The 18795-nt window shown below is 56.5% G+C and carries 18 protein-coding genes and 1 pseudogene; 12 read left to right on the forward strand and 7 right to left on the reverse strand.

Going from position 1 to position 18795, the window contains the following annotated elements; all coding sequences use genetic code 11:
- The first annotated feature begins 88 nt into the window (after positions 1-88).
- From E0L20_RS15880 to pdxK, 6 genes are all read left to right on the forward strand, one after another.
- Entirely contained in the window at positions 89-1102 is a 1014-nt protein-coding gene (locus tag E0L20_RS15880; protein ID WP_119937386.1) for a sulfate ABC transporter substrate-binding protein, read from the forward strand.
- Positions 1102-1935, forward strand: a complete 834-nt coding sequence (gene cysT / locus E0L20_RS15885; protein WP_131634790.1) for a sulfate/thiosulfate ABC transporter permease CysT — start codon at positions 1102-1104, stop codon at positions 1933-1935. The genes E0L20_RS15880 and cysT overlap by 1 nt, the downstream gene beginning before the upstream one ends.
- The gene (gene cysW / locus E0L20_RS15890) at positions 1935-2810 is read left to right on the forward strand and encodes a sulfate/thiosulfate ABC transporter permease CysW (protein WP_131634791.1); all 876 of its coding nucleotides are present in this window, start codon (positions 1935-1937) and stop codon (positions 2808-2810) included. The genes cysT and cysW overlap by 1 nt, the downstream gene beginning before the upstream one ends.
- Complete coding sequence (gene cysA / locus E0L20_RS15895) at positions 2800-3894, forward strand: sulfate/thiosulfate ABC transporter ATP-binding protein CysA (RefSeq protein ID WP_131634792.1); 1095 nt, start codon at positions 2800-2802, stop codon at positions 3892-3894. The genes cysW and cysA overlap by 11 nt, the downstream gene beginning before the upstream one ends.
- 113 nt (positions 3895-4007) lie before the next feature.
- Positions 4008-4919 (forward strand): cysteine synthase CysM, encoded by a 912-nt coding sequence (gene cysM, locus E0L20_RS15900; protein ID WP_131634793.1) that lies wholly within the window; start codon positions 4008-4010, stop codon positions 4917-4919.
- A gap of 5 nt (positions 4920-4924) precedes the next feature.
- A complete protein-coding gene (gene pdxK / locus E0L20_RS15905) occupies positions 4925-5761 on the forward strand; it encodes a pyridoxine/pyridoxal/pyridoxamine kinase (protein ID WP_131634794.1) in 837 nt (278 codons plus the stop codon).
- A gap of 44 nt (positions 5762-5805) precedes the next feature.
- Here pdxK and crr read toward each other — a convergent pair whose 3' ends face one another.
- From crr to cysZ, 5 genes are all read right to left on the reverse strand, one after another.
- Positions 5806-6315: a PTS glucose transporter subunit IIA gene (gene crr / locus E0L20_RS15910; protein WP_003861316.1), complete on the reverse strand. Its 510-nt coding sequence runs from the start codon at positions 6313-6315 to the stop codon at positions 5806-5808.
- Between the two features lie 40 nt (positions 6316-6355).
- On the reverse strand, positions 6356-8083 hold the full coding sequence (gene ptsI, locus E0L20_RS15915; RefSeq protein WP_131634795.1) for a phosphoenolpyruvate-protein phosphotransferase PtsI: 1728 nt from the start codon (positions 8081-8083) through the stop codon (positions 6356-6358).
- 44 nt (positions 8084-8127) lie between these two features.
- Entirely contained in the window at positions 8128-8385 is a 258-nt protein-coding gene (gene ptsH / locus E0L20_RS15920) for a phosphocarrier protein Hpr (protein ID WP_000487600.1), read from the reverse strand.
- 317 nt (positions 8386-8702) lie between these two features.
- Positions 8703-9674, reverse strand: a complete 972-nt coding sequence (gene cysK, locus E0L20_RS15935; RefSeq protein ID WP_006176601.1) for a cysteine synthase A — start codon at positions 9672-9674, stop codon at positions 8703-8705.
- A 163-nt stretch (positions 9675-9837) separates the two neighbouring features.
- Positions 9838-10599 (reverse strand): sulfate transporter CysZ, encoded by a 762-nt coding sequence (gene cysZ, locus E0L20_RS15940; protein WP_131634796.1) that lies wholly within the window; start codon positions 10597-10599, stop codon positions 9838-9840.
- Between the two features lie 230 nt (positions 10600-10829).
- On the opposite strand from cysZ, the gene zipA reads away from it, so the two are divergent.
- The 3 genes from zipA to E0L20_RS15955 all read left to right on the forward strand — a co-directional run bounded on the left by zipA (position 10830) and on the right by E0L20_RS15955 (position 14109).
- The gene (gene zipA / locus E0L20_RS15945; protein WP_131634797.1) at positions 10830-11807 is read left to right on the forward strand and encodes a cell division protein ZipA; all 978 of its coding nucleotides are present in this window, start codon (positions 10830-10832) and stop codon (positions 11805-11807) included.
- A 69-nt stretch (positions 11808-11876) separates the two neighbouring features.
- Complete coding sequence (gene ligA, locus E0L20_RS15950) at positions 11877-13892, forward strand: NAD-dependent DNA ligase LigA (protein ID WP_131634798.1); 2016 nt, start codon at positions 11877-11879, stop codon at positions 13890-13892.
- Between the two features lies 1 nt (position 13893).
- Entirely contained in the window at positions 13894-14109 is a 216-nt protein-coding gene (locus E0L20_RS15955; protein WP_003861328.1) for a DUF3820 family protein, read from the forward strand.
- Here the strand turns inward: E0L20_RS15955 and E0L20_RS15960 are convergent.
- Positions 14106-15101, reverse strand: a complete 996-nt coding sequence (locus tag E0L20_RS15960; RefSeq protein WP_131634799.1) for a bile acid:sodium symporter family protein — start codon at positions 15099-15101, stop codon at positions 14106-14108. The genes E0L20_RS15955 and E0L20_RS15960 overlap by 4 nt on opposite strands.
- An 89-nt stretch (positions 15102-15190) precedes the next feature.
- Between E0L20_RS15960 and E0L20_RS15965 the strand changes: the two genes are divergently transcribed.
- Complete coding sequence (locus E0L20_RS15965; RefSeq protein ID WP_131634800.1) at positions 15191-16123, forward strand: LysR family transcriptional regulator; 933 nt, start codon at positions 15191-15193, stop codon at positions 16121-16123.
- Here the strand turns inward: E0L20_RS15965 and E0L20_RS15970 are convergent.
- Entirely contained in the window at positions 16114-16455 is a 342-nt protein-coding gene (locus E0L20_RS15970) for a FlxA-like family protein (RefSeq protein WP_131634801.1), read from the reverse strand. The genes E0L20_RS15965 and E0L20_RS15970 overlap by 10 nt on opposite strands.
- Before the next feature lie 193 nt (positions 16456-16648).
- On the opposite strand from E0L20_RS15970, the gene xapA reads away from it, so the two are divergent.
- Positions 16649-17473, forward strand: coding sequence for a xanthosine phosphorylase (gene xapA, locus E0L20_RS15975; protein ID WP_131634802.1), 825 nt, complete (start codon positions 16649-16651; stop codon positions 17471-17473).
- 51 nt (positions 17474-17524) lie between these two features.
- Positions 17525-18781, forward strand: a pseudogene (locus E0L20_RS15980) (nucleoside permease).
- Positions 18782-18795 lie beyond the last annotated feature (14 nt).

An 18795-nucleotide genomic window follows, 5' to 3' on the forward strand; every position in this document is an offset into this window, starting at 1 on the left:
CCAAACGGTATATAAAACCGTTACTCCTTTCGACCTCGTTATAAATATTATGACCATAAGATAGTCATCACATTTATAAGGGTGCGCAATGGCCGTTACTGTACTGAAAAAAGGATCTCTGGCGCTGGCAGGTTTACTGCTGGTGGCACAGGCGCAGGCAACCGAGCTGTTGAACAGTTCCTATGACGTCTCCCGCGAGCTGTTTGCCGCCCTTAACCCGCAGTTTGAACAGCAGTGGGCGAAAGATAACAACGGCGACAAGCTGACCATCAAGCAGTCTCACGCGGGTTCATCCAAGCAGGCGCTGGCGATCCTGCAGGGGCTGAAGGCCGACGTGGTGACCTACAACCAGGTGACTGACGTGCAGATCCTGCACGACAAAGGCAAGCTGATCCCGGCGGACTGGCAGAGCCGACTGCCGAACAACAGCTCACCGTTCTACTCCACCATGGGATTCCTGGTGCGTAAGGGCAATCCGAAGAATATCCACGACTGGAACGACCTGGTGCGTTCTGACGTGAAGCTGATTTTCCCGAATCCAAAAACCTCCGGCAACGCGCGCTATACCTATCTGGCGGCGTGGGGCGCGGCGGATAAAGCTGACGGTAACGACAAAGCGAAAACCGAGCAGTTCATGACCCAGTTCCTGAAAAACGTCGAAGTGTTTGATACCGGCGGCCGCGGCGCAACCACCACCTTTGCCGAGCGCGGCCTGGGCGACGTGCTGATCAGCTTTGAATCCGAAGTGAACAATATTCGTAAACAGTATGAAGCGCAGGGCTTCGAGGTGGTAATCCCGAAAACCAACATCCTGGCCGAGTTCCCGGTCGCATGGGTGGATAAAAACGTCGAAGCCAACGGTACGGAGAAGGCGGCAAAAGCCTACCTGAACTATCTCTATAGCCCGCAGGCGCAGACCGTGATCACCGATTACTACTACCGCGTCAACAACCCGGCCGTGATGGACAAGCTGAAGGACAAATTCCCGCAGACCGACCTGTTCCGCGTGGAAGACCATTTTGGCGCCTGGCCTGAAGTCATGAAAACGCATTTTGCCAGCGGCGGCGAGCTGGACAAACTGCTGGCGGCGGGGCGTAAGTAATGTTTGCAGTGTCCTCCAGACGCGTGCTGCCGGGCTTTACCTTAAGCCTCGGGACCAGCCTGCTGTTCGTCTGCCTGATTTTGCTGTTACCGCTCAGCGCGCTGGTGGTCCAGATCTCTGAAATGAGCTGGGTGCAGTATTGGGACGTGGTCACCAACCCGCAGGTGGTGGCGGCCTATAAGGTCACGCTGCTGTCGGCGTTTGTGGCCTCGATCTTCAACGGCGTGTTCGGTCTGCTGATGGCGTGGATCTTAACCCGCTACCGCTTCCCGGGCCGCACGCTGCTCGACGCGTTAATGGATTTGCCGTTTGCGCTGCCGACGGCGGTGGCGGGTTTAACGCTGGCGTCGCTGTTCTCGGTGAACGGTTTTTACGGCGAGTGGCTGGCGAAGTTTGATATCAAAGTGACCTATACCTGGCTCGGCATCGCGGTGGCGATGGCCTTTACCAGCATCCCCTTTGTGGTGCGTACCGTGCAGCCGGTGCTGGAAGAGCTCGGTCCGGAATACGAAGAAGCAGCGGAAACGCTGGGCGCCACGCGCTGGCAGAGCTTCCGCAAGGTTGTCCTGCCAGAGCTCTCTCCGGCACTGCTGGCGGGCGTGGCGCTGTCGTTTACCCGCAGCCTCGGCGAGTTTGGCGCGGTGATCTTCATCGCCGGGAACATCGCGTGGAAAACGGAAGTGACCTCGTTGATGATTTTCGTCCGTTTGCAGGAGTTTGATTATCCGGCGGCGAGCGCGATTGCCTCGGTGATCCTTGCCGCGTCGCTGCTGCTGCTGTTCTCAATTAACACTCTGCAAAGTCGCTTTGGTCGACGCGTGGTAGGTCATTAATGGCGGAAGTGACGCAATTGAAGCGCTATGACGCACCCCGTATTAACTGGGGGAAATGGTTTCTCATTGGCACCGGGGTACTGGTTTCGGCGTTTATCCTCGTGGTGCCGATGGTGTACATCTTTGTTCAGGCCTTCAGCAAAGGGATTATGCCCGCGCTGCAAAACCTGGCCGACCCGGACATGCTGCACGCCATCTGGCTGACGGTGATGATTGCCCTCATCTCCGTACCGGTGAATCTGGTCTTTGGCGTGCTGCTGGCCTGGCTGGTGACGCGCTTTAACTTCCCGGGCCGCCAGCTGCTGTTGACCCTGCTTGATATTCCGTTTGCGGTATCGCCAGTGGTGGCCGGTCTGGTTTACCTGCTCTTTTACGGCTCCAACGGCCCGCTGGGCGGCTGGCTGGACGAGCACAACCTGCAGATCATGTTCGCCTGGCCGGGCATGGTGCTGGTGACCGTGTTCGTGACCTGTCCGTTCGTGGTGCGCGAGCTGGTGCCGGTGATGTTAAGCCAGGGGAGCAACGAAGACGAAGCCGCGGTGCTGCTGGGCGCTTCCGGCTGGCAGATGTTCCGGCGCGTGACGCTGCCGAACATCCGCTGGGCGCTGCTTTACGGCGTGGTGCTGACCAACGCCCGCGCGATTGGCGAGTTCGGCGCCGTTTCTGTTGTATCCGGTTCCATTCGTGGTGAAACGCTGTCGTTACCGCTACAGATTGAGCTGCTACAGCAGGACTACAACACCATCGGGTCCTTTACTGCCGCAGCGTTGCTGACGCTGATGGCCATTTTGACCCTGTTTTTGAAGAGTGTGGTGCAGTGGCGTTTAGAGAATCAGGAAAAACGTCAGCATCAGGAGGGAAATCATGAGCATTGAGATTGCCAATATTAAGAAGTCTTTTGGTCGCACCCAGGTGCTGAATGATATCTCGCTGGATATCCCTTCCGGACAAATGGTGGCGCTGCTGGGGCCGTCCGGCTCGGGTAAAACCACGCTGCTGCGCATTATCGCCGGGCTTGAGCATCAGACCAGCGGGCACATCCGCTTTCACGGCACCGACGTGAGCCGCCTGCATGCCCGCGACCGTAAGGTGGGCTTCGTGTTCCAGCACTACGCGCTGTTCCGCCATATGACCGTGTTCGACAACATCGCGTTTGGCCTGACCGTACTGCCGCGTCGCGAGCGCCCGGATGCGGCCGCCATCAAGGCGAAGGTAACCAAACTGCTGGAGATGGTGCAGCTTGCCCACCTGGCGGACCGTTTTCCTGCGCAGCTTTCCGGCGGGCAGAAGCAGCGCGTGGCGCTGGCGCGCGCGCTGGCCGTTGAGCCGCAAATTCTGCTGCTGGACGAACCCTTCGGCGCGCTGGACGCCCAGGTACGTAAAGAGCTTCGCCGCTGGCTGCGCCAGCTGCATGAGGAGCTGAAGTTCACCAGCGTCTTCGTAACCCACGATCAGGAAGAGGCGATGGAAGTTGCGGATCGCGTGGTGGTGATGAGCCAGGGCAACATCGAGCAGGTGGACGAGCCTGAGCAGCTCTGGCGTGAACCGGCCACCCGCTTCGTGCTGGAGTTTATGGGCGAGGTGAACCGTCTGCAGGGGACCATTCGCGGCGGCCAGTTCCACGTCGGCGCGCACCGCTGGCCGCTGGGCTACACCTCGGCGTATCAGGGGCCGGTCGATCTGTTCCTGCGTCCGTGGGAAGTGGACGTGAGCCGCCGAACCAGCCTGGATTCACCGCTGCCGGTGCAGGTGCTGGAAGCTAGCCCTAAAGGCCACTACAGCCAATTGGTGGTACAGCCGCTGGGCTGGTATACCGAGCCGCTGACCGTGGTGATGCGCGACGACGTGCCGCCGCACCGGGGCGAGCGTCTGTTTGTTGGGCTGCAGCATGCCCGTATTTATCACGGCAACGAGCGCATCGAGACGCGCGAGGATATTGCTCTGGCGGAGTCAGCCTGATAGGTTAGGATTACGTAGTTTTGCCGGGTGGCGCTGCGCTTACCCGGCCTACAATATGACGTCTGTAGGCCCGGTAAGCGAAGCGCCACCGGGCTTTTTATTGGACAGCGATCATGAATACATTAGAACACACCATCGGCAATACTCCTCTGGTCAAGCTTCAGCGCATGGGGCCCGACAACGGCAGCGAAATCTGGGTCAAACTCGAAGGCAACAACCCAGCGGGGTCGGTGAAAGACCGCGCGGCGCTGTCGATGATTGTCCAGGCCGAAAAGCGCGGCGAGATAAAACCGGGCGACGTGCTGATTGAGGCGACCAGCGGCAACACCGGTATTGCGCTGGCGATGATTGCCGCGCTGAAGGGCTACCGCATGAAGCTGCTGATGCCGGACAACATGAGCCAGGAGCGCCGCGCCGCGATGCGTGCCTACGGGGCCGAGCTGATTCTGGTGACCAAAGAGCAGGGGATGGAAGGCGCGCGCGATCTGGCGTTAGAAATGGCCGAACGCGGCGAAGGTAAACTGCTCGATCAGTTTAATAATCCCGATAACCCCTACGCGCACTACACCACGACCGGGCCGGAAATCTGGCAGCAAACCGATGGGCGTATCACCCACTTTGTCTCCAGCATGGGCACTACGGGCACCATTACCGGCGTATCGCGTTTTCTGCACGAGCAGGACAAAGCGGTGACGATTGTTGGCCTGCAGCCGGAAGAGGGGAGCAGCATTCCCGGCATTCGCCGCTGGCCTGCAGAGTACATGCCGGGCATTTTTAATGCGCAGCTTGTGGACCAGGTGCTGGATCTTCACCAGCGCGAGGCGGAAAATACCATGCGTGAGCTGGCCGTGCGTGAAGGTATCTTCTGCGGCGTCAGTTCGGGCGGCGCGGTAGCGGGTGCGATTCGGGTGGCGAAGGCCAATCCGGGGGCGGTGGTGGTGGCGATTATTTGCGATCGCGGCGATCGCTACCTGTCTACCGGGGTCTTTGGTGAAGAGAGTTATTCGCAGGGGGCGGGGATTTAAGCGTCATGGAGATGATTTTATTCCGGGATAAAACCCGGGCGCAGCAAACCGATATTGTCGCGGTGCAGTCGCAGGTGGTGTACGGCAGCGTGGGGAACAGCATCGCGGTGCCCAATATTCGCACCCATCAGCTGAACGTCACGGCGGTGCCGACGGTATTGTTCAGCAACACGCCGCACTACGATACCTTCTACGGCGGGGTGATCCCCGACGAGTGGTTCAGCGGCTACCTGAAGGCGCTGGAAGAGCGCGAGATTTTACGCGAGCTGAAGGCGGTGACGACGGGCTATATGGGGAGCGCCAGCCAGATCGCGCTGTTGGCGCAGTGGCTTAAGGCGGTCAAAATGCAGCATCCTGACCTGCCGGTGCTGGTCGATCCAGTCATCGGCGATATCGACAGCGGCATGTACGTGAAGCCTGATATCCCGGATGCCTATCGGGAGCATCTGCTGCCGCTGGCGCAGGGCATTACGCCGAACGTATTCGAGCTTGAGGTGTTAAGCGGTAAGCCGTGCCGAACGCCTGAAAGCGCCATTGCCGCCGCGCAGGGACTGCTCTCTGACTCGCTGAAATGGGTGGCGATCACCAGCGCGCCGGTAGCTGACGACCCGGAAAACATCCACGTGGTGCTGGTGACCAAAGAGGGCGTCACGGTGAGCGCGCACCCGCGGGTTGAAACCGATCTGAAGGGGACGGGCGATCTGTTCTGCTCGGAGCTGGTAAGCGGCATCGTCGAAGGGAAAACCGTTGCGGATGCCATTCGTCGTGCGGGAGACCGCGTCACCGAGGTGATGGTCTACACGCATGAAAAAGGCTATGACGAGCTTATTCTGCCGGCATAAACAAAAATGGCGCCCGAAGGCGCCATTTCTTTGTGCGGCGAGAATTACTTCTTGATGCGGATAACCGGGGTTTCACCCACGGTCACGCTGCCGGACAGTTTGATCAGTTCTTTGATTTCGTCCATGTTGGAGATAACAACCGGCGTCAGGGTAGACTTGGCTTTTTCTTCCAGCAGTGGCAAATCGAATTCAATCACCGGGTCGCCAACTTTAACGCGCTGGCCTTCTTCCGCGATACGCTTGAAGCCTTCGCCTTTCAGTTCAACGGTGTCGATACCGAAGTGAACGAACAGCTCGATACCGCTATCAGATTCGATAGAGAACGCATGGTTGGTTTCAAAAATTTTACCGATGGTGCCGTCAACTGGAGCAACCATTTTGTTGCCAGTTGGTTTGATAGCAATGCCATCACCAACGATTTTCTCAGCAAACACTACATCCGGCACGTCTTCAATGTTGACGATCTCGCCAGAGAGCGGAGCAACAATCTCAATAGTTCCGGAGTCTTTTTTATCATCAGAAACCAGAGATTTCAGTTTATCGAACAAACCCATGATCTTCTCCTAAGCAGTAAATTGGGCCGCATCTCGTGGATTAGCAGATTGTTTTTTCTTCAATGAACTTGTTAACCAGCGTCATTAACTCGTCCGTTGTCGGTTGAGCAAGAGCCTGCTCTGCTAATACCTTCGCATCTTCGAAGTTCGTGTTACGGATAATCTTCTTGATGCGCGGGATGGAAATGGCGCTCATAGAGAATTCGTCCAGACCCATACCCAGCAACAGAAGTGTAGCACGTTCGTCGCCTGCAAGCTCACCGCACATGCCAGTCCATTTACCTTCTGCATGAGAAGCATCAATAACTTGCTTAATAAGCGTCAGTACGGACGGTGACATCGGCTGGTAGAGATGTGAAATCATATCATTACCACGGTCAACTGCCAGGGTGTACTGCGTTAAATCATTGGTACCGATACTAAAGAAATCAACTTCTTTGGCTAAATGACGCGCAATTGTCGCGGCGGCAGGTGTTTCCACCATCACGCCCACTTCGATTGACTCGTCAAACGCTTTACCTTCGTCGCGCAGTTCCTGCTTGTAGATTTCGATCTCTTTCTTCAGTGCACGCACTTCTTCAACAGAGATGATCATCGGGAACATGATGCGCAGCTTACCGAAAGCGGAGGCACGCAGAATGGCGCGAACCTGGTCACGCAGGATCTCTTTGCGATCCATAGCGATACGCACCGCACGCCAGCCCAGGAATGGGTTCTCTTCTTTCGGGAAGTTCATGTACGGCAGCTCTTTGTCGCCGCCGATGTCCATAGTACGGACGATAACCGCCTGAGAGCCACAGGCTTCAGCCACGGCTTTGTACGCAGCAAACTGTTCTTCTTCAGTTGGCAGCGCGTCGCGGTCCATGAACAGGAATTCAGTACGATACAGACCCACACCTTCCGCACCGTTGCGCTCAGCGCCATCAACGTCACGTACGGTACCGATGTTAGCGCACACTTCAACCTGATGGCCGTCCAGCGTAATTGCCGGCAGGTCTTTCAGCTTAGCGAGTTCCGCTTTCTCGGTTGCAACCTGCTCCTGAACGGCGCGCAGCTGCTCGATCTCTTCGTTAGTTGGGTTGACGTAAACCACGTTGTTTACGGCATCCAGAATCAGATAGTCGTCGTTTTTCACCTGAGAGGTGACGCTACCGGTACCCACGATGGCAGGCAGTTCCAGAGAACGCGCCATGATTGAGGTGTGGGAAGTACGGCCACCCGCATCGGTGATGAAACCCAGCACCTTGTTCAGGTTCAGCTGTGCGGTTTCTGACGGGGTCAGGTCAGCGGCAACCAGGATAACTTCGTCCTGAATCGCGCTCAGATCGATGATGGCCAGACCCAGGATGTTGCGCAGCAGGCGCTTACCGATGTCGCGTACGTCAGCCGCACGCTCTTTCAGGTATTCGTCATCCAGTTCTTCCAGGGCAGTTGCCTGACCTTCGATAACTTCATGCGCAGCCGCGTCGGCCGTCATGCCTTTATCTTTAATCAGGGCTATGATTTCCTGCTCCAGCTCCTCATCTTCGAGCAGCATGATATGCCCTTCGAAGATGGCTTCTTTTTCTTCACCGAAAGTTTCGCCAGCTTTAGTTTTGATGGTTTCCAGTTGCGCAGATGCCTTGGCACGACCGCTCAGAAAACGTTCAACTTCCTGATCAACCTTGTCGGCAGAAATTTTTTTCCGGTCAATGACGATTTCGTCTTCTTTCAGCAGCAGTGCTTTGCCGAAAGCGATACCCGGGGATGCTAAAATGCCTGAAATCATAACCCTACCTTACTTGTGACTGATATTGAAAAAAACCCGGAAACTTACTCGAGTTCCGCCATCAGCTTAACCAGATGCTCAACTGCTTTCTGCTCGTCTTCACCTTCTGCAGAGATGGTGACGACGGTTCCCTGGGTCAGGCCCAGAGTCTGCAGTTTGAACAGGCTCTTAGCGCTAGCGCTTTTGCCGTTGGAAGTTACAGTGATTTCAGAAGTAAAGCCTTTCGCTTCTTTAACAAACTGAGCAGCAGGGCGGGTGTGCAGACCGTTCGGAGCGGTAATGGTAACTTCTTGCTGGAACATTGTATTTCCCCAACTTATAGGTTTAGTGTTGTGGAACTAAAGTCTAGCCTGGCGGCTTCACTTTAGCCTGTATTGTTAGCGCTGACGTTTCAATCGTCATTAAACATTATGCAGCGAAAGCAAGACTTGAACCAAATCATAAAATCGATTCAGCAAGGCTATTTCGTTCACTGATTAATTTCACGCTTCAAAATAATTGCTGGTTTAAATACCAGACCCAACGGGGTGAATCAATGGCAGGAGGGGTAAAACTTTGAAGCAGGCCACAAAAAAGCACCCAAAAAGGTGCTTTTTTACGCGTTTTTAACATGCTGGCATTACTGTTGCAGTTCTTTCTCAGTGAAGAGATCGGCAAACAGTGCAGTGCTTAAGTAACGCTCACCCGAGGAAGGAAGGATAACCACAATATTCTTATTGGTAAAGGTTTCATCTTCCTGAAGTTTGAGCGCGGCCGCAACTGCAGCGCCGGAAGAGATACCTGCCAGAATACCCTCTTCGTCCATCAGGCGACGCGCGGTTGAGATGGCTTCTTCGTTGGTGATGGCAACCACTTTATCAATCAGCTTCAGATCCAGGTTGCCTGGAATGAAGCCTGCGCCGATCCCCTGGATTTTATGCGGGCCCGGCTTCAGCTCTTCACCCGCCAGCGCCTGAGCGATAACCGGAGAGTCGGTTGGCTCGACGGCAACGGTAATCAGATCTTTTTTGCCTTTCGTGCCTTTTATATAGCGAGACACGCCGGTCAGCGTACCGCCGGTACCTACGCCGGAGATAAACACGTCAACCTGACCGTCAGTATCTTCCCAGATTTCCGGGCCGGTGGTTTTTTCGTGGATTTCCGGGTTCGCCGGGTTGCTGAACTGCTGCAGCAGCAGATATTTCGCCGGGTCGCTGGCAACAATTTCCTCGGCTTTCTGAATGGCGCCCTTCATGCCTTTTGCGCCTTCGGTCAGAACCAGGTTCGCGCCCAGCGCCTTCAGCAGCTTGCGACGTTCAATGCTCATGGTTTCAGGCATGGTCAGCGTCAGCTTATAGCCGCGTGCCGCCGCAACATAGGCCAGCGCGATACCGGTGTTACCGCTGGTTGGTTCAACCAGCTCGACGCCAGGCTTCAGCACGCCACGTTTTTCAGCATCCCAAATCATGTTTGCACCGATACGGCATTTTACGCTGAAGCTCGGGTTACGTGATTCGACCTTCGCCAGGATGCGTCCATTACCGATACGGTTCAGTCGAACCAGGGGCGTATGACCGATAGTCAGCGAGTTGTCTTCATAAATCTTACTCATGGCCTGTCCTTAACTGTATGAAATTGGGATACCGACCCAGCATACCTGTTGATTAAGTATGGGGAAGTAAGGAATTCGCATATCTATATGCTGCAAGGAAATAATGGGGATCAGTATGGAATAAGGGGCGGCATAAGCCACCCCTGTTTTACACATTTTTGCATTACTTCCATAACGCGTGCTTAGCACGATAGCAGTCGACCCACATCGCCGTCGCGCCGCAGACGGCAACCGGCATGATGAACAGATTCAGGAACGGGATCAGGGTGAACAGGCTGGTCAGCGCGCCAAACTGCATATTGGCGACCTTCTGCGTGCGCAGGGCGGTGCGCATCTCTTTGAACGGCACCTTGTGGTTATCGAACGGATAGTCGCAGTACTGGATCGCCAGCATCCATGCGCTGAACAGGAACCACAGCACAGGGGCCACCGTCTGGCCAATGCCTGGGACAAAATAGAGGATAAGCAACACAATCGCGCGGGGGAGGTACCACGCAAATTTCTGCCACTCGCGCTTCATAATGCGCGGGAGATCTTTCATTATGCCCAGAATGCCGGTATCGGGCGGGGTTGCGCCGGTAAGACGGGCCTCCAGCTGTTCCGCCAGCAGGCCGTTAAAGGGTGCGGCTATCCAGTTTGCAATCGTCGAGAAGAAGTAGCCGAACACCAGCAGGACGGAGATCACCACGATTGGCCATAGCAGATAGCTCAGCCACTGCAGCCAGTCTGGTACATGGCTCATGATGGCAGGCACCCAGCTTTCCAGTTTGGTGAACAGCCACCAGAACGCCCCGCCCATCAGGATAACGTTGATCAGCAGCGGCAGAATAACAAAGCGTCGAATGCCCGGCAGGGAGACCAGCTTCCAGCCCTGAGAAAAATACCAGACGCCGCTGCGCGGGGGAGAAGAAGATGTTGAAACCATAACCAGGCTGTACTCCTTTTTTCACAACCAGTGGATTTGCCCGCCTATATTATCCAGTTACGGACCAATGACCAGTTCGGAAATGTTCGAAAAAACAGCAAAAAGCACGATTTAGTTCATCTTTATGCCGTGAATGCTCTGCACACACTTGCACTTGACGTAAACGGCAAATACTCTTAGTGAGTAAATGTTTGCCGTGGTGGCAAGGTGTTAGAACAACAGAGAATATAATGATGCAGGATTTGCGTCTGATATTAATCATTGTTGGCGCGATCGCCATAATCGCTTTACTGGTGCATGGTTTCTGGACCAGTCGTAAAGAGCGCTCTTCTATGTTTCGCGATCGCCCACTGAAGCGCATGAAGTCCAGTCGTGATGACGATGACGTAGAAGACGACATCGTCGGAAGCGACGACGACGGCGTGGGTGAAGTTCGTGTTCATCGGGTCAATACTGCGCCCGGCGCAGCACATGGGGAGCATGAAGCCCCCCGCGCTCCGCAGCACCAGTATCAACCGCCGTATGCTTCTGCACAGCCGCGCCAGCCAGCGCCGCAGCCCGTGGAAGAGCCGGTGCGTCAGCCGCCGCAACAGCCTGTTCACCAGCAGCCTGCAGCGCACCAGCCGGTTCAGCAGCCACAGCCTGTGCAACAGCCACAGCCGCAGCCGGTTCAGCAACCGCCGCAGCAGCCTGTCCAGGTTCAGCCTGCGCCGCAGCCCGCTCCAGCGCCTCACGTTGAGCCTGAGCCGGTAGCTGAGCCAGAGCCCGTTGTTGAGAAACCGCAGCGTAAAGAGGCGGTTATTATCATGAACGTGGCCGCGCATCATGGCACTAACCTGAACGGTGACGTGCTGCTTAACAGCATCCAGCAGGCTGGCTTCAAGTTTGGCGACATGAACATCTTCCATCGCCACCTGAGCCCTGACGGAAGCGGTCCGGCGCTGTTTAGCCTCGCGAACATGGTCAATCCAGGCACGTTCGATCCGGAAATGACCGGTGATTTCGTTACGCCGGGCGTGACTATCTTTATGCAGGTGCCGTCCTACGGGGACGAACTGCAAAACTTCAAGCTGATGCTGCAGTCCGCTCAGCACATCGCTGACGAAGTCGGCGGCGTGGTGCTCGACGACCAGCGTCGTATGATGACGCCGCAGAAACTGCGCGAGTATCAGGACCGCATCCGCGAAGTTAAGGAAGCCAACGCGTAATCCTCGCGTTTACTTCATCTCCTCCTGAACCCCCGCATGTCGGGGGTTTTTTCTCATTGATGGTGCGATATGGACTCAATCGAACAACAACTCACTGAACTGCGAACCACGCTTCGCCATCATGAATATCTCTATCATGTTATGGACGCCCCGGAAGTGCCGGATGCGGAGTATGACCGCCTGATGCGGGAACTGCGCGAAATAGAGGCACAGCATCCGGAGTTGATTACCCCTGATTCGCCGACCCAGCGCGTCGGCGCAGAGCCTTTGGGCGCCTTCAGCCAGGTGCGCCACGAAGTGCCGATGCTGTCGCTGGATAACGTCTTTGACGAAGAGAGCTTCCTGGCTTTCAACAAGCGCGTGCAGGACAGGCTTAAAAGCGCGGACTCGCTGACCTGGTGCTGCGAGCTGAAGCTGGACGGCCTGGCCGTCAGCATTCTTTACGAAAATGGCGTGCTGGTGCGCGCCGCCACGCGAGGCGATGGCACAACGGGGGAAGACATTACCACCAACGTGCGCACCATCCGCGCCATTCCGCTGAAGCTGCGCGGTGAAAATATTCCTGCACGTCTGGAAGTGCGCGGGGAGGTGTTCCTCCCGCAGGCGGGCTTCGAGAAAATTAACGAAGAGGCCCGACGCACCGGCGGGAAAGTGTTTGCTAACCCACGCAACGCGGCGGCAGGCTCTCTGCGCCAGCTGGACCCGCGCATTACCGCGAAGCGACCGCTTACTTTCTTCTGCTACGGCGTTGGGATCCTGGAAGGTGGGGAACTGCCGGATACGCACCTTGGGCGTCTGCTGCAGTTCAAAGAATGGGGCCTGCCGGTAAGTAACCGCGTGCAGCTTTGCGACTCGCCGGAAGCGGTGCTGGCATTTTACCGCAAGGTTGAAGAAGACCGCCCAACGCTCGGTTTCGACATTGATGGCGTGGTGATAAAGGTTAACTCCCTTGCGTTGCAGGAGCAGCTCGGCTTCGTGGCGCGCGCGCCGCGCTGGGCGGTGGCCTTTAAGTTCCCCGCTCAGGAGCAGATGACCTTCGTCCGCGACGTGGAGTTCCAGGTTGGCCGCACCGGCGCGATTACCCCGGTTGCGCGTCTGGAGCCGGTGCAGGTGGCGGGCGTGCTGGTGAGCAACGCCACGCTCCACAACGCCGATGAAATTGCCCGTCTCGGCCTGCGCATCGGTGACAAAGTGGTAATTCGCCGCGCGGGTGATGTGATCCCGCAGGTGGTAAACGTCGTTGAATCCGAACGTCCTGATGAAACGCGGGAGATCGTCTTCCCGACCCACTGTCCTGTCTGTGGCTCTGACGTGGAGCGCGTGGAAGGCGAAGCGGTAACCCGCTGTACGGGCGGATTAATCTGCGGCGCGCAGCGTAAAGAGGCGCTGAAGCACTTCGTCTCCCGCCGCGCGATGGACGTCGACGGCATGGGCGACAAGATTATCGACCAGCTGGTTGAGAAAGAGTACGTTCACACGCCAGCGGATCTGTTTAAGCTGACGGCAGGCAAGCTGACCGGGCTAGACCGCATGGGGCCAAAGTCGGCACAGAACGTGGTTAACGCGTTAGAAACCGCGAAGGAAACCACCTTTGCCCGTTTCCTGTATGCGCTGGGCATTCGTGAAGTGGGCGAAGCGACGGCGGCGGGACTGGCGGCCTACTTTGGCACGCTCGACGCGCTGGAAAAGGCCAGCATCGACGAGCTGCAGAAAGTCCCGGACGTCGGCATCGTGGTTGCCACGCACGTTTTTAACTTCTTCGCTGAAGAGAGCAACCGTGAGGTGATCGGCAAGCTGCTTGAAGAGGGCATCAAATGGCCCGCGCCGGTGGTGGTTAACGCCGAAGAGATTGACAGCCCGTTTGCCGGTAAGACCGTGGTGCTGACCGGCAGCCTGAGCCAGCTTTCGCGCGACGATGCCAAAGCGCGCCTGGTGGCGCTGGGGGCAAAAGTGGCGGGCAGCGTGTCGAAGAAAACCGATCTGGTCATCGCCGGGGAAGCGGCGGGTTCGAAGCTGGCTAAAGCGCAGGAGCTTGGCATTGAGGTTATCGACGAAGCGGAAATGCTGCGCCTGTTAGGAGAGTAAGGTGGAAAAAGAACAGCTCGTTGAGATCGCCAATACGGAGATGCCGTTCGGCAAATACAAGGGCCGCAGGCTGATTGATTTGCCGGAGGAGTATCTGCTGTGGTTTGCCCGCAAGGATGAGTTTCCTGCCGGGCGGCTGGGCGAGCTGATGGCTATCACGCTTCTGATTAAAACCGAGGGGCTGACCCAGCTGGTTCAGCCCCTGAAACGCCCTTAAGCCTTCGCGGCGCGGGTCTCTTCCTGCGCCAGCTTTTCCGTCTGCGCTTTGTAACGACGCGCCAGCACGGCGCAAACCATCAGCTGGATCTGATGGAAAATCATCAGCGGCAGCACCATCATCCCAATTACCGAGGTCGGGAACAGGATGTTGGCCATCGGAATACCGTTCGCCAGGCTCTTCTTCGAGCCGCAGAAAACAATCGTAATCTCATCGGCTTTATTGAAGCCGCACCTGCGCGCCACAAAGACGTTTACCGCGATCACAATCGCCAGCAGAACGATGCTGACCACCACGATAAACAGCAGCGAGCCTGCGCCAACCTTATGCCAGATCCCGTTCACCACGGCTTCGCTGAAGGCAGAATAGACCACCAGCAGAATCGACGTCTGGTCGGTTTTCGAAATCCACTTTTTGTGTTTCGCCACGAATGCGCCCGTCCACGGACGAGACAGGTGCCCAAGCACAAACGGCAGCAGCAGCTGCAGGCAGATTTTGCCAACCTGCTCCAGGTTGCCTTCCGCGCCGTGCATATTCATCAGCAGGCCAACCAGCAGCGGCGAGACGAAAATCCCCAGCAGGCTGGAGGCAGACGCCGAGCACACGGCGGCGGCAACGTTACCGCCCGCCAGCGAGGTAAAGGCAATCGAAGACTGAACGGTGGCTGGCAGAATGCACAGGTAAAGGAAGCCGGTATACAGCGCCGGATCGACGTTTACCGGTGCCCACCAGGCAAACAGTACGCCCAGTACAGGGAAGAGGATAAAGGTACTGCACATTACCCACAGGTGCAGCCGCCAGTGGCCGCCCCCTGCGATGATGGCTTCGCGCGAAAGTTTTGCGCCGTGCATAAAGAACAGCAGGGCAATGGCCGCCGTGGTCAACCCTTCAAAGAACGGCACAAAGCCGCCGCGGGCCGGGAAGAAGGAGGCCAGTAAAACGGTCACTACCAGGGTAAGCGTAAATGGATCGAGAATACGGAAGAGTTTCATAATGACTCCTGAAAACGGATATCGCTATTGTGCTTTTATCCATTTGAGAAATAAAATTGATTTATTGCATCCATTCATGAATTAAACAGATGAATTATTCACTCCGCCAGCTTCGCGTCTTCGTTACCGTGGCGCATGCCCGCAGCTTTAGCCGGGCAGGGGAAATGATTGGCCTGAGCCAGTCTGCCGTGAGCCACAGCGTTAAAGAGCTGGAGCTCCAGACGGGCGTGCGGCTGCTTGACCGAACCACGCGCGAAGTGGTGCTTACCGAAGCGGGGCAGCAGCTTGCCGTGCGTCTGGAGCGGCTGCTGGATGAGCTAAACAGCACGCTGCGGGATGTGGGCCGCCTTGGCCAGCAGCTTTCCGGTACCGTGCGGGTGGCGGCGAGCCAGACGATCTCTGCGCATCTGATCCCGCAATGTATTGCCGAGAGTAATCACCGCTATCCGGATATTAATTTTGTCCTGCACGACAGGCCGCAGCAGTGGGTGCTGGAGAGCATTCGCCAGGGGGATGTGGATTTCGGGATCGTTATCGATCCCGGCGCGGCAAGCGATCTGGCGTGCGAAGTCGTCCTCTCAGAGCCTTTTTTATTGCTCTGCCGTGATGACGATCCGCTGACGTTTCAGCCGCAGATCGCATGGCAGGCGCTGCAGGGAGCAAATCTGGTTTTACAGGATTACGCGTCAGGAAGCCGCCCGCTCATTGATGCTGCGCTGGCTGCGCAGGGCGTGAATGCGACCATCGTCCAGGAAATTGGCCATCCGGCGACGTTATTTCCCATGGTGGAGGCCGGGATTGGGATAAGCGTTCTGCCCGCGCTGGCGCTGCCGCTGCCGCAGGGAAGTCGTCTGGCGGTGAAGCGGCTGGTGCCCTGCATTGAGCGTCAGCTGATGCTGGTGCGGCGTAAAAACCGTTCGCTTTCGGGCGCCGCGCAGGCGTGTTGGGAAGTGGTGCGCATGCAGGCGCAGCGTTTGATGGAGGCCCGCACGCGCGATCCGCTGTTTAACGATCAGATGTAGATATCAATCTTATGTTCCGCGGAGGGGTTGTTAACGCCTTCCGCCACGGTCTGACCGCTTTCCTGTTTTGGCATCTCTTCCTCTGCCTGCTGGCGCTGCAGCTGCGCCAGCTGAGCCTGCAGCATCGCCAGCTGAGATTCGAGTAATTCCTGCTGCTTTTGTTTCTCTTCAGTTGTTGCATCGCTCAATGCCACTTCTTTGAGCTGCTGAGTGGCTTTTGTTATCTGTTTCATCAGTCGGTTGATCTGGGAAGCGATGTCGTTTCCGCCCGAGCTATTGTCCGCGCTACCGATTTCCATTGCCAGCGTTGATACCGGTTTGAGGGTGGTCATATTGCGTTCCTTTTCGCCATAAATAAGGGATATCGGCACGAAAAGGGATAGCTTGAGCGGGGCGGGTGCCATTAATAGCAAAAGAGTATCGCCGGGACGGGAAAAGTGTATTGGTGATAACCCGCAGGCTCCAGGTATAAGACGTAGGTCATGCGATCTGTGATATCGCCATTTTCGTCTTTAAGGAGCCTTTATGACCCTCTCAAATAACCCATGGTACTGTGCCGATATCATCCGCGCGGCAAAGCCAAACTTCACGCCGCGCGTTGCCTTTATCCTCGGCTCTGGCCTGGGTGCGCTCGCCGACCAGATCGATGACGCGGTGGCGATCTCGTATGAAAAACTGCCGGGCTTTCCGGTAAGCACCGTTCACGGTCACGCAGGTGAACTGGTATTAGGCCATCTTGCCGGCGTGCCTGTTGCCTGTATGAAAGGACGCGGTCACTTCTATGAGGGCCGGGGAATGACCATCATGACCGATGCGATTCGCACCTTCAAACTGCTGGGCTGCGAGCTGCTTTTCAGCACCAATGCGGCAGGTTCGTTACGTTCCGACGTCGAGCCGGGCAGCCTGGTTGCCCTGAATGACCATATCAATACCATGCCGGGCACGCCGATGGTCGGCCTGAACGACGAGCGCTTTGGTGAGCGTTTCTTTTCGCTGGCTAACGCCTACGATGCGGAATATCGCGCCGTTCTGCAAACCGTCGCGGCGAAAGAGGGCTTCCCGCTGCATGAAGGGGTGTTCGTCTCGTATCCTGGACCTAACTTTGAAACCGCCGCCGAGATCCGCATGATGCAAATCATCGGGGGCGACGTCGTCGGGATGTCCGTGGTGCCGGAAGTGATTTCGGCACGTCACTGCGGCCTGAAGGTCGTGGCGGTTTCAGCCATTACTAACCTTGCGGAAGGCCTCGGCGACATCAGGCTCTCTCATGAGCAGACGCTCGCCGCCGCCGAACTGTCCCGCCAGAACTTTATCAATCTTATCTGCGGTTTTCTGCGCCACGTTGCCTGATTAAAACAAGAAAGTGGCCCGCGAGGGCCACGCTGCGATAAGGAACGCGTTATGAACATCACGACTCGCTTAAAGATGATGTCCTTTATGCAATATTTTATCTGGGGGAGCTGGCTGGTTACCCTGGGTTCTTACATGATTAACACCCTACACTTTACCGGCTCCGACGTGGGCATGGTTTACAGCTCCAAAGGCCTTGCCGCGATTATCATGCCGTCGCTGGTGGGTATCATTGCCGACAAATGGTTGAGGGCTGACCGGGCTTACATTATCTGCCATCTCGTTTGCGCAGTTGCGCTTTGCTACGCGGCACAGGTTAACGAACCCGGGCTGATGTTCTGGGTGATGCTGGTCAATGCCATGGCTTTTATGCCCACGATTGCGCTGTCGAACACGATTTCATACTCCTGTCTTGCGCAGGCGGGCATGGATACGGTGACCCATTTTCCACCGGTACGGGTGTACGGCACCGTAGGATTTATTGCGGCGATGTGGGCCATCAGCCTGATGGGCGCCGAGTTAAGCAATGTGCAGCTTTATATGGCTGCCGGCGCGTCGCTGGCGCTCGCGCTCTATTCGTTGACCTTGCCCGCGATTCCGGTTGCCCGGAGCAAAGCGTCCCAGACGCTGGTCAGCAAGCTCGGCCTGAATGCGTTTGTCTGATTTAAACAACCCCGTATGGCGGTTTTCTTTTTGTTTGCCATGCTGCTTGGCGCGGTGCTGCAAATCACCAATACCTTCGGCAGCCCCTTCCTGCACGATTTTGCCCGTAACCCCGAGTACGCCGAGAGCTTTATCGTAAAATATCCGTCTATTTTGCTCTCCGTCTCGCAGATGTCAGAGGTGTTCTTTATCATGACCATTCCGTACTTCCTCAAGCGCTTCGGTATCAAAACTGTGATGCTGATGAGCATGGTCGCGTGGATGCTGCGGTTTGGACTATTTGCCTTTGGCGATCCGTCCGCGGTGGGCTTTGGGCTATTGATGCTGTCGATGATTGTCTACGGCTGCGCTTTCGACTTCTTCAATATCTCCGGATCGGTCTTCGTGGAGCAGGAGGTGAGTCCGGATATCCGCGCCAGCGCGCAGGGGCTGTTCATGACCACGGTCAACGGCATCGGCGCTTATTTCGGATCGATTCTAAGCGGTATGGCGGTGGACTACTTCTCTGTGGATGGCGTGAAGGACTGGCAGACCATCTGGCTGGTGTTTGCGGCCTACGCACTCGGGCTGGCGGTGGTGTTTTATTTCAGCTTCAACTATCGTCATTCGCAGAAAAACAGCGAGCTGCGCACAGTCGTACACTAAATTTTCCCGTTGAT

Source organism: Enterobacter wuhouensis, assembly GCF_004331265.1.
Classification (GTDB): Bacteria; Pseudomonadota; Gammaproteobacteria; order Enterobacterales; family Enterobacteriaceae; genus Enterobacter; species Enterobacter wuhouensis.